Source organism: Cohnella sp. GbtcB17, from assembly GCF_019091135.1.
Taxonomy (GTDB): domain Bacteria; phylum Bacillota; class Bacilli; order Paenibacillales; family Paenibacillaceae; genus Cohnella.
Window position 1 is genome coordinate 1 of sequence record NZ_JAGXJW010000019.1, and the last position, 11,758, is coordinate 11,758.

Consider the following 11,758-nt stretch of genomic DNA (forward strand, 5'->3'; position numbering starts at 1 on the left):
CCGCCTGCGTCAGGTAGCACATGCCGAAGACGTTCGTGCGGAACGTTTTTTCCAGCTGCTCCGGCGAGATATCTTCGATCGTCTTCTGCGGATGCTGTTCGGCGGCGTTGTTCACGAGCACGTCAAGCTTGCCAAGCTGGGACACCGTCTGTTCGACGGCTTGCTTGCAAAACGCCGGGTCGCCGACGTCGCCGTCGAGAATGATGCATTTGCGTCCTTCGGCCTCGACCTGGCGCTGCGTCTCGCGCGCGTCGGTGTACTCGCTGAGGTAGAGAATCGCGACGTCCGCGCCTTCCTTGGCGAAGGTGATGGCGACGGACCGGCCGATCCCGCTGTCCCCGCCCGTAATGAGCGCGACCTTCCCGAGCAGCTTGCCCGCGGCCTTGTATGTCGGAGATTCGACCTCGGGGGCCGGATACATATCGCTCTGAATGCCGGGCTGCTGATCCTGATGCTGCGGCGGGACATGGGACGGACGCGTCGGCGTCTCGGTCGGGCTTGTCGTCTGGTTGGTTGGCGTCATGGCGTATCACTCCTTAAAAGGTGTCTAGGAGTAAGTTAAACCAAACGCCGCCGTTCTACGCACGATTCTCCGAATTTGGCGCGAACTTACAGATTTTTGCGCGTCGTCTTGCCGCCGTCGCAGGTGTACAGCACCGGCTTGCCGTCGACGACCGATTCGAGATGGACCGGCTTGCCCCAGAGCCTGGCCATGAAAGGCAGCGTGCGCTCGGTATACTTGGCGTCCAGCTCGACGCCCTCGTAACGGTGGCTGACGTACAGCTCGCCATTGCGGTGGTAATCGCCGTCGGTCACGACCAGATACGGAAATCCTCCGTTTACCCTCGAATACACCAGCTGGTCCCGGACGTTTTCCCATTCCTTGTCGGTAATCGTCCAGTCCGCGCCCTTTTTTTCGAACACGTACAGGTCCAGGTCCTCCGTCAGTTCCTTGGTCAAGTAGTTGCGGATGAACGAGGGGTCCGAATCGAGCTCGCGCACCTCGAACATGGCCTCACGGCCGAACCGCTTCTCGATATCCTCGAACATCTTGAGACCCAGATAGTAGGGGTTCAGAGAGCTGCGCGACGGCTGGACGACGGAGGCGTTCAGCTTGGCGTACTCGATGGTCTCTTCGGAGTCGAGGTTTAGCTCGCGGATGATGCGTTGATGCCAAAAGGTCGCCCAGCCCTCGTTCATGATCTTCGTCTCGATCTGCGGCCAGAAGTACAGCATCTCGTCGCGGAGCATGGACAGAATGTCCCGCTGCCAGTCCTCCAGGAACGGCGCATATTCCTGAATGAACCACAGGATGTCCTTCTCCGGCTCCGGCGGAAACTTGCGCAGCTCCGGCTTGTGCTCCTGAATGCGCAGCCGCTCCGCGCGCTCTTCGTCGTCGAGCAGCCAAATATCGTCGTAAGCCGAAGTCGGCGCGGACTTGCGCCCGAGCTTCTGGTCGCGCTGCTGCATCTCCATATAACGGCGTTTGTCGAGGCCTTGCGGGCGCACGACGCCCGGCTCTACATGCTCCTGGATCGCGAGCACGGCGTCGAGGAATTTCTCGACCTCTTCGCTGCCGTATTCAAGCTCGTACTGGCTGATCCGCTCGGCCGTCGCGGACATGCTCTCGACCATATCGCGGTTGGAGGTGGAGAAGCGGGCGTTGTTTTTGAAAAAGTCGCAGTGCGCAAGCACATGCGCCACGATAAGCTTGTTCTGGATAAGCGAGTTGCCGTCGAGCAGGAAGGCGTAGCAGGGGTTCGAGTTGATGACGAGCTCATAAATTTTGCTGAGCCCGAGGTCGTACTGCAGCTTCATTTTGTTGAAGGTTTTGCCGAAGCTCCAGTGGCTGAAGCGCGTCGGCATGCCGTACGCCCCGAACGTGTAGATGATGTCGGACGGGCAAATCTCGTAGCGCATCGGGTAGAAGTCGAGGCCGAAGCCCTGGGCGATCTCCGTGATCTCTCCGATGGCCAGCTCCAGCTGGCGCTGATATTCGATATGGGACATGGGCTTGTTTTCCCCCTCGGATTGGCATGGCATGAATACTCATGTATATGCGGGGAGGGGGCGCGGCTTGACTGGGTTGTGCGGGAGCCGTCCGGCATACGAATCGAGGGATTAGCGGAGGGGCTCCCCTACAGGGCGGCCCTCGCGATCGATCATTTGCAGCGTAAAATCCGATAGCCTGCCATTAACGATCGCGACCCAGAAGCGTCCGTCCGCATTTTGCGCGATAGAAGCGTCCGTCCGTTCGTCGTTCGTATTCGTCAAATAAGCCGAGGCGATAGCGTCATCCGTCAATTGTCCTGCGAGCACGGTGAACTGATCGTGGCCAAAGGCATGGGAAAACAAGCCAAGGTTATTCAGACGGGATTCGCCCGCCACCTCTGTAAACGTCGAGGAGCCTTGACGCTGCCAGTCCTGCGCGCTTCCTACCTTTACATAATAATCACCGCCAAATTTATAGGAGCCGTCCTTGTATCGGATCGTCCAGAACTGGAATTTGGCGTGATCGTCAGGCTGTATCCACGTCAGGTCGCGGCGATTTTTTTCGTTGTATGCCTCTGCTTCGGTACTGCCAGAGCCGAACTTGACTCTGATCGGGCCGTCTGACGTTCCTATAGCCGAGCTAATTGTGTCCGTGCCGGGGGCGTCTATAAATTTATGGGACTGAGAGTCGGAGAGCCCTGTGTAAAAGATCGCGCCGGACGCCACGACCGCAGCCGCGAGTCCCGCGGCAGCGACTCGGCTGCGCATCCATGCGAACTTCGGCGTCTGCGTCGCCCTTTCCTTAATCCGCGCCGCAAGCGTATCCGTAAAGTTGCGCTCCTTCAGCGGTTCTCCCCTTAGCTCTTCGTACCATTGCGGATTAGTAGGCTGGACCATCTTCATAATCCTCCTTTAATAGAGACTCCATGCGACGCCTTGCCGCGAATAATCGCGACTTGACGGTCCCTTCCGGAATTCGCTGCAGGTCGGCGATCTCCGCGACGGACAGCTCGTATCTTGCATGGAGTACCAATGTCTCCCGCAGCTTCACGGGCAATTCCATGACGCATCGCCAGATCTCGCTTGCCGCCTCTCGTTCCAGATAGTCCTGTTCGGCCGATCTTCCGGGGTGCCGGGGCGAGACGATGTCCATCAGCAGCGCTTTGCGGAAGAAGGCGGCGTTGCGGTAATTGAAGCTGACGTTGCGCGCGATCCGCAGCAGCCAGGTTTTTAACGACGCTTCTTGCCGGAAACCGGAGAAATGGCGATACGCCTGGATAAACGTATCCTGGGCAATATCGTCGGCCATCGCGCGATGCTTGACGAGGAAATAGGCGTAGTTCCATACGTCCTGCCCGTACCGGTCCATCAACTCCCCGAGCATGGCCTGGTCCGGATTGACCCGGTGAGCCAGGTCTTCTTTGTCCACGACTGATCACCTCGGCATATAGACAAGCGACAGGGGCGTAAGGTTCACTGTTTTGAGGTAATAATCGGGAATTTTACGTAATTGCGTTAATCCGTTCGGCTTGCTAGACTAATAGATAGAATGTATGTTCGGGAGGAAGACGACATTGCCCGCATTCTTATTCGAGCCCGCCAGATACCCGGAGCAGCCGGGCGTATACATCATGAAGAATAACGAAGGCCGGGTGCTCTACGTCGGCAAGTCCAAGTGCATCCGGGACAGGCTGCGCGCGTACTTCAACGGTGCCGACAAGCGCAGGCGGATTCCCGCCCTGACCGCGGAGATCGCCGAGATCGGCTTCATCGTCGTGAACAACGAGCATGAGAGCCTGGTCCTGGAGAACAATCTCATCAAGATCCACAAGCCTCCGTACAATCGCGCGCTGAAAAAGGACAATAGCGGATATGCGTACTTGCAGCTGACTCGAGAGCCTTTGCCGAGACTGATCGCGCATTATCGCGACCGGCGCGCGGTGCGCGAGGAGAACGTCGATGCCGCTTCCATACGGACGCTTGGCGGCGCGGCAGGAATTGGCGGACAGGCCCTTGCCCGCGCAGAGACGGCGGCAGGGTCGGAGGTACGGGCCCCGGCGGCGCACTCGCCGAAGCGGCAGGTGCCGCCGTCCGCCTCCGCCGCGGACGAACAGCCCGCCGAGCGGTTCGGACCGTTCGTGAGCAGCCGGTTCCGCGAGGCGGTCATCGCCTTCGTGACGGAGCATTACAAGCTGCGCACCTGCGTCACGCTGCCCAAGCGGGCGTGCCTCGAGTATCACCTCGGCAAGTGCAGCGGCGTCTGCGCCGGGCACATCTCGCACGAGGAATACCGGGAGACGGCGCGCGCGGCGGCCAGACTGCTGGCCGGCGGCGGCGACCGGCTCGCCGGCGCGATGTACCGGCAGATGGAGGCGTACGCGGAGCGGCTCGCCTTCGAGAAGGCGGAGCATATGCTGCGCCATATCCGGATCCTCGAGCGCACGCCGGAGCGGCAGATCGTCGATACGGAGACAGACGGCACGCAGGAGGCCGTCTACTTCGGCGAATCGGACGTCTGCATCGCGCAACTGCACGAGGGGATGCTGCACCGGCTCGAGTGCATCCCCTGGTCGCGCGGGGAGGAAGGAGCGGCCGCGTGCGACCGCTTTCTGATGGAGCGGTACAAGACGCTGACGCGTCCCGACGAGATCATCGCGAGCGAGATCGGGGATGCGCGCCTGCTGCGCGCGGCCCTGCGTAGGCGGGGACAGCCGGCCGTTCGCATCACGGTGCCGCAGCGCGGCATGAAGCGCGACCTGCTTGGCTTGTGCAGGCGCAATCTCGAGGAGACGAAGCGCGCCAAAGGATGAGTCGCACGACGGTCCGCCGTTCGTGCGATTTGCATTTTTTTCGCGAATAGGCTTACTTGCACGGGACTTAAGGTCATGTTACAACAGGTGGATAACGAAAACGCAACGAGTGCGATGCGGAGGAGAAGACAGGTGTCTGAACACGAACGGACGGATGCACGGACCGGCGAGACCGAGCGCCTCGCCGAGGTGATCAGGATCATTGACCGCAAGCTGCTGAAGGAGCTGTCCGTACAGGGCGAGCGGCGGGGCGACGTCGTCGGCATTCGGCAGGAATTCTGGGACGATCTGGCCATCAATTTCTCCGATGCGACGGAGCTCGGGGAGACGTGGAGCAGCATCGTTCAGCAGGCCGAGCTGCTGGCGGAGCGCGAGCGGAGCCATCGGGTCGCCTCCGAGGCGGCCGAGCGGCTGGCGCGGCAGCATGACAATCCGTATTTCGCGCGGATCGACTTTGCGGAAAGGGCGGAGCCGGCGGCGAGCGGCGCGGCACAGCCTGAAGTTATCTATATCGGCAGAGCGTCTCTTGTCGGCGAAGATGGGGAGACGTTCTACATTTACGACTGGCGCGCGCCGGTATCCAGCCTTTTTTACGATCACGAGCCGGGTCCCGCGTCCTATGACACGCCGGGCGGAGAGATCGCGGGCGAGCTGACGCTGAAGCGCCAGTTCGTCATTCGCGGCGGACGATTGCGTCATATGTTCGATACGGACGAGACGATCGGCGACGAGATTCTTCAGGCGGTGCTGTCCGAAAAGTCCGATACGGCGATGAAGAGCATCGTCGCCACGATCCAGAAGGAGCAGAACCGGATCATTCGCGACGAACGCCATCGTCTGATCGTCGTACAGGGGGCGGCCGGCAGCGGCAAGACTTCTGCCGCGCTGCAGCGCGTCGCCTATTTGCTGTATCGGTACCGGGACAGCCTCACGGCCGAGCAGATCGTTCTTTTTTCGCCGAACCCGGTGTTCAAGGGCTACATCTCGCGCGTTCTGCCGGATCTGGGCGAAGCGAACATGCGCCAGATGACGTTCCGCGAGCTGATCGAGGCGCGTCTTGGCAGACGGTTCGACGCGGAGGATCTGTTCGCTCAGACCGAAGATCTGGCCGCGACCGAGGGCACCCCGGAGGGCGAAGCGCGGGCGCGCGCGGTGCGGTACAAGGGTTCGGAGCATTTCTTCGAGACGGTCGCGGCTTATTTGGACCGACTCAGGCGGGAGGGCGTCGTCTTTCGGCAGCTCCGCTTCAAGGGCGTTACGATCGTGTCCGCCGAGGACATGAGCCGTCAATTTTATGTCGAGTACGGCGAAGACAGCTTCGGCGACCGGCTTGCGAAGCTGCGCAGATGGCTGAACGGCCGGCTGACGGCGTGGGTGGACGATCAACTGCATGAGCCCTGGGTCGAACAAGCCGCCGAGCTGATGGAGGAAGAAGACATTCAGCGGGCTTACGTCAGCGTGAGGCGCCAGGGCGGATTTCACGAGGACGCATTCGACGACGAGGACAAGATGACGGAGCTCCTGCTGCGGCAGGCCGCGGAAAATGCGATCGGGCCGCTGCGCCGTGCGGTCAAGGGGTTCCGCTTTATGGATGCTCCCGAAACGTATCGTCAGCTGTTCGTCAGCCGCACCTTGTTCGTATCTTGCGCGCCGGACGGACGTCTGCCCGAGGGCTGGGAGTGGATGGCGCAGCGGGTCGAAGACAAGCTCGGCCGCAAGGAGCTGGATCACGAGGACGCGACGCCGCTGCTCTATTTAATGGAAGCACTCGAAGGCTTCCGCAAGGTCGAGGGCGAAGTGAAGCATCTGTTCGTGGACGAGGCGCAGGACTATTCGCCGTTTCAGGCGGCTTATTTGCGCAGGCGGTTCCCGCGTGCGCGCATGACGGTGCTGGGCGACTTCAATCAGGCGATCTACGCGCAAGCGGAGGACAGCGGCGGCTTCGGAGGCTGGACGCGACTCGCCGATCCGTCCGACGCGGCCGTATGGCGGCTCACGACGAGCTATCGTTCGACGAAGCCGATCGTCGAGCTGTCCAAGCGGATCTTGCGTCCGGAGGATGCCGAAGGGATCCGTCCGTTCAATCGCGAAGGCGAGGCGCCGAGATTGATCCATTGCCGGGACCGCGCGCATCTCGCGGACCTGGCCGCGGCGGATGTGACCGCGCTGATCGCGGCGGGTCACGCGACGATCGGCGTCATCGCGAAGACGGCCCAGGAGGCCGGCGACGCGAGCTCTTTGCTGAAGGAGCGGCTTGGCGAGGACGTGCCCGTGACGCTCGTGAGCGGAGCTTCTGCCAATCTGCCGAAGGGCGTCTCGGTGCTGCCTTCCTATTTGTCCAAGGGCATCGAATTCGACGCGGTTCTTGTGTGGGACGCATCGGCGCAGCGTTACGGACAGGAGCGGCATCGCAAGCTGCTGTATACGGTGAGCACAAGGGCGCTGCATGTGCTGCACATTTATTATACGGGCGAGCTGTCGCCTTATCTGGCCTAACGTCCGGGCCGGCAAGCCTAGCCCGGACAGTTGAGAATGGGCGCCGAGGAATACAAGGAGGAACAAACATGCCTGATACGTTAGACAAGGACATCGACCGGTCGATGGGCGAGGCGCGAAGCGTGCTGAAGCGCTTCTTCGGCTACGATGCGTTCCGGCGCGGGCAGGAGGAGCTGATCGAAGCGATTCTGAGCGGACGGGACGCACTCGGCGTCATGCCGACCGGCGCGGGCAAGTCGATCTGCTACCAGGTGCCAGCGCTTCTGCTGCCGGGCGTGACGATCGTCGTATCGCCGCTGATCTCGCTCATGAAAGACCAGGTGGACGCCTTGAACGCGGCGGGCATCGAAGCGACGCTCATCAACAGCACGTTGTCGGCGAAGGAGACCAACGATCGGCTTCGCGATATTTACTACGGTCACTACAAGCTCGTGTACGTCGCGCCGGAGCGGCTTGAATCGGAGCGGTTCCGCGGCATGCTGCGCCATATCAAGGTGCCGCTCGTCGCCGTCGACGAGGCGCACTGCGTCTCGCAGTGGGGGCATGATTTCCGGCCGAGCTACATGGGCATCTCCCGCATGCTTCAGGATATCGAGCCGCGCCCGGTCATGGCGGCCTTCACGGCGACGGCGACCGACGTCGTGAAGGACGACATCGTCGAGCGGCTCAAGCTGGCGTCGCCGGCCCGCGTCACGACAGGCTACGCGCGCGAGAACCTGTCGCTGTCGGTCGTCAAAAACGCGGACAAGCGGGACTATCTCGTGAGCTACATCCGCGAGCGCGCGGGACAGTCGGGCATTATTTACGCGGCGACGCGGCGGGAGGTCGAGGGACTGGCCGGCTTCCTGACCTCGCTGGGGCTTCCGACCGGGATGTACCATGCTGGCTTGCCGGAAGAGGAACGCGCGCGGACCCAGGAGGCTTTTATCCGCGACGATCTTCAACTGATCGTGGCGACCAATGCGGTCGGCATGGGCATCGACAAGTCCAACGTCCGTTATGTCGTGCACTTCAATATGCCGAAAAACCTGGAGGTCTATTATCAGGAAGCGGGGCGCGCGGGGCGCGACGGCGAACCCGGCGAGTGCGTGATGCTGTTCTCGGCGCAGGACGTCGTGACGCAGAAGTTTTTTATCGAACGGAGCGAAGCGGACGACGAGCGCAAGCGGAACGATTATCGGCTGCTGAACGATATGGTGGAATATGCGCACACGTCGGATTGCCTTCAGCGCGCGATCGTGAGGTACTTCGGCGAGGACGGCGGAGAGCCGTGCGGTCGGTGCAGCAGCTGCACCGACGAGCGCGAGCTGCTCGACGTGACCGATCGGGTGAAGCTTGTGTTCGCCTGCGTGTCGGCGATGAAGCAGCGTTTCGGCATCACGCTGACAGCCAAGGTGCTGCGGGGTGCGAGCGACGCCAAGGTGCGGCAGTTCGGATTCGACAGTCTACCCTGGTACGGCAGGCTAAATCAATTGTCGGAAAAGGAAATCGTGCAACTGATCCACGGGCTCGTCGCCGACGGCTATCTCAAGCTGACGGACAGCCAATACCCGGTCGTTCAGCTGGCGGCCAAAGTACGCGGCGTCATGAGCGAGGGCGAGCAGGTGTTCCAGCGGATCGAACCGCAGCAGAGCGGCGGGCGGACGAGCAGCCGCTCGCGGTCGGGCGGCGGCGCGCCGGCCTTGCCGCCGGCGGACGCCGGGCTGTTCGAGCGGCTGCGCGAGGTGCGCAAGGCGCTCGCGACGCGCGAAGGCGTGCCGCCGTTCATCATCTTCGGCGTCGCCACGCTGCGCGAGATGTGCGCGCTGCGTCCGACGTCGGAGCACGAGATGCGCCGCGTCAAGGGCGTAGGCGACGCCAAGCTGGAAAAGTACGGCGAGGCGTTCGCGGAGGCGATAAGAACGTACGCGGAGTGATAACAGGTAGTCGGCGCGTAGACAAACGAGGCCGCTCACAGCTATAATAGTTTTAAAATAAAACGACGTGAAGCACACGCCGCTTTCATGCGTATTCGGTTCTAAGACCGGATGCCGCAGGAAGGCGGCTTTTGTTTTTTCGCCGTATAAGGAGACGTGAACCGGTGTCCCGATTCGACGAAATGTATGAAGCTTGGCTGCAGTCGCATATCGACGGGGAGACCAACCCGCGTCGGAAAGAGCGGCTCGAAAAAGGACTGGGGCACGGCACGGTCGAGTTTTTACGAACGATCTGGTTTCCCAGGGTCGGCAACTTTGACCACTTGTATCCGGAATGGGAGATTCGCGACTTAGGCGGCGGATATCGGTACATCGACCTCGCCTATATGCCCGGCGGCGCGAAGGGGGCCATCGAGATTCAGGGTTATGGGCCGCATGCCAGAGACCTCGACGTGAGGCGCTTTAAAGATTTATGCCGAAGACATTGTCTGATGGCGCTTGAAGGGTGGACCATTTTGCCGATCGCTTATCCGTCCATCGTCGAGGAGCCCGGCCAATGCCAGCAGCTTGTGCTTGCGTTTATCGGTCATTTTATCGCATCGGACGCGTCCGCTTCCCTCGATTGGCTGGAGGCGGAGACAGTTCGGCTGGCACGGCGCCTGCTGCGCCCGATCAAGCCATTGGAGTTGGCCGACCATCTCAGGGTGACGGATCGGCATGCCAGACGTTTGCTGCGAAGGCTGGTTTCGCTTCAGTTGCTGGAACCGGCCGGCGGAAGCGAACGCGTGCGAGCTTACAGGCTCAGAACTTAAGCGCATTAAATGTGTCGTCAATATGGTCACGTGTTGAGGGTATCGCGAATTGGACCCGACAGCCGCTATTTCGCAGGAATCAGCTACTTGGCTGGGGTTCGCGGACTCAGGTGCCGCTATTCGCGCCAAAGTGGGAGGAACGTGCGTGAAAGAGCAAAATAAGGGCTCCCAGGTCCGCGAACATACGAAAAAGGCAGCCGAATGACAAAATAACGGACGTAGAGTCCGCCGGCGCGTGAGCGGAGGCAAGGAAGCGTGGGACACGATGCGTCCGCCGGAACGTGAGCGGAGGCAAGAAAGCGTGAGACAGATACGTCCACCGGCGCGAAGCAAGGGAGTGCGAGTTCATCCGGAGTCCGCTGGCGATAGAGATCTGTACGGGCTCAAGCACCGCTCTCGCCGACCGAGAGGGCGCCGCGGCGGTACATGGCAAGGCGGACGTCGTGGGAAAGGCTGGCGGGACATTGTACGATGACCGTTACTTCGGGCGTATTCGTGCGAGCGCCGAAGCGTATGGGGCCTCGCAGCCATAGTCGATGCAGGCAGAAGCCTATGCCGAAGCCGACGGCCGTGCCGATCAGCCCCCATACGATCGGCCCCCAGGCGAGGCCGAAGCCGGCGGCGACGCCGATCACGGCGCAAGCCGTTGCCCAGGCTGCGCCTAGCTCGATGGCGTCGCTTTGCCTGGATTCGGGATCCGGCTCCGAGCGCAGATTCATGACCACCGCCAAAATATGCTTGCGCTCGATGCCGCTCCGCTCGATATCGGCAAGCGCATGCTCCAACTCTATCGAATGGGAGAAGCATCCGATCAACAGCATCCTTTCACCCCGACTTCCGTTCTATCGTGATTTCGGCCCGCTCGTACGTTTTTTTCAAATATGCGCGTTGCTCCTCTCGGAACAGCTTGTTCTGCTCGATCGTTCCCCGGTAAGCCTGGTAAGAAGCGCCTCCGATTACGGAAGGCATGGACATAAACCATTGCTGCGAGAGCATGTCGGTCGAACGGGCGACCGAGCCGTACAGCAGCTCAACGACGGCCGTCGGCGCGTGGGACATCCCGATGTATACCCACCACCAGAACATAATGTAGAAGCCCAGGCAAAATCGCTGATTGTACATCTGTCCGAGCCCGGGGAACAGCAGCGAATAAAAAAGGCCGGCCAGCGGATTTTTTCGCTCGATGTACTGCACCTCCAGCGGATGGATCAGCATGCGGCGTATAGGCGGTCCTTCTTGCGCCAACGAACGAAGGCTGCTTTGATATTTGGCGGTCCGATAGCTGTCCCAAACGGCAAACAAATAAATCGTCGCGTAGCCGAACGCCCAATTCGCGTCGATCGCCTTGGCAGCTTCTTCAAAGCGGCCGCAGAACGTGAATACGATCGCTTCGTTCAGCCTGCACAGCTTGTTGACGATCATTTCCGTCAGCGTGAGCAGAATGCCGCGCGCGTATTGATTGACGATGAAATGCCCGAAGCCCGGAAAAGCTGCCGACCACCAGGCGACCATGACGGGGCGGGGAACCGACGTAAACGTGACGCCGAGCAAACTCATGCGAACGAACGGATACCGGTTGCGAGCGCTTATCTTTTTCATGGAACTAGTTTGCAAATTATTACAGTAATTATGCGTCCTTCCAGCTCGGAGTAGAAATTCATTCGAATGGATATACTTGGCACGTCGGCAGTCGCTCCGGCAAGATATCCCATTCGGCATAACAGACTTCGGG

10 protein-coding genes are annotated in these 11,758 nt (G+C 60.9%); 4 read left to right on the forward strand and 6 right to left on the reverse strand.

Annotation, left to right across the window (positions count from 1 at the left end; genetic code table 11):
• The 4 genes from KVT38_RS12295 to KVT38_RS12310 all read right to left on the reverse strand — a co-directional run.
• Window positions 1–523, reverse strand: a 523-nt coding sequence (locus KVT38_RS12295; RefSeq protein WP_217594018.1) for an SDR family NAD(P)-dependent oxidoreductase, incomplete at its 3' end; no start/stop codon positions are given.
• A gap of 86 nt (window positions 524–609) precedes the next feature.
• Window positions 610–2,010, reverse strand: a complete 1,401-nt coding sequence (locus KVT38_RS12300; protein ID WP_217594019.1) for a SpoVR family protein — start codon at window positions 2,008–2,010, stop codon at window positions 610–612.
• Between the two features lie 111 nt (window positions 2,011–2,121).
• Window positions 2,122–2,889: a hypothetical protein gene (locus KVT38_RS12305; RefSeq protein WP_217594020.1), complete on the reverse strand. Its 768-nt coding sequence runs from the start codon at window positions 2,887–2,889 to the stop codon at window positions 2,122–2,124.
• Window positions 2,873–3,421, reverse strand: a complete 549-nt coding sequence (locus tag KVT38_RS12310) for an RNA polymerase sigma factor (RefSeq protein ID WP_368859086.1) — start codon at window positions 3,419–3,421, stop codon at window positions 2,873–2,875. The genes KVT38_RS12305 and KVT38_RS12310 overlap by 17 nt, the downstream gene beginning before the upstream one ends.
• Before the next feature lie 145 nt (window positions 3,422–3,566).
• Here KVT38_RS12310 and KVT38_RS12315 point away from each other — a divergent pair, with 145 nt between their 5' ends.
• From KVT38_RS12315 to KVT38_RS12330, 4 genes are all read left to right on the forward strand, one after another.
• Window positions 3,567–4,802, forward strand: coding sequence for a GIY-YIG nuclease family protein (locus KVT38_RS12315; RefSeq protein WP_217594021.1), 1,236 nt, complete (start codon window positions 3,567–3,569; stop codon window positions 4,800–4,802).
• Between the two features lie 132 nt (window positions 4,803–4,934).
• Entirely contained in the window at window positions 4,935–7,298 is a 2,364-nt protein-coding gene (gene helD, locus KVT38_RS12320) for an RNA polymerase recycling motor HelD (RefSeq protein ID WP_217594022.1), read from the forward strand.
• Window positions 7,299–7,366: 68 nt separating this feature from the next.
• Window positions 7,367–9,214, forward strand: a complete 1,848-nt coding sequence (gene recQ, locus KVT38_RS12325; RefSeq protein WP_217594023.1) for a DNA helicase RecQ — start codon at window positions 7,367–7,369, stop codon at window positions 9,212–9,214.
• A 164-nt stretch (window positions 9,215–9,378) separates the two neighbouring features.
• Window positions 9,379–10,026, forward strand: a complete 648-nt coding sequence (locus tag KVT38_RS12330) for a transcriptional regulator (RefSeq protein WP_217594024.1) — start codon at window positions 9,379–9,381, stop codon at window positions 10,024–10,026.
• Between the two features lie 383 nt (window positions 10,027–10,409).
• Here KVT38_RS12330 and KVT38_RS12335 read toward each other — a convergent pair whose 3' ends face one another.
• Together KVT38_RS12335 and KVT38_RS12340 are read right to left on the reverse strand one after the other, a co-directional pair.
• Window positions 10,410–10,847: a hypothetical protein gene (locus KVT38_RS12335; protein ID WP_217594025.1), complete on the reverse strand. Its 438-nt coding sequence runs from the start codon at window positions 10,845–10,847 to the stop codon at window positions 10,410–10,412.
• Between the two features lie 4 nt (window positions 10,848–10,851).
• Complete coding sequence (locus KVT38_RS12340; RefSeq protein ID WP_217594026.1) at window positions 10,852–11,625, reverse strand: hypothetical protein; 774 nt, start codon at window positions 11,623–11,625, stop codon at window positions 10,852–10,854.
• Window positions 11,626–11,758 lie beyond the last annotated feature (133 nt).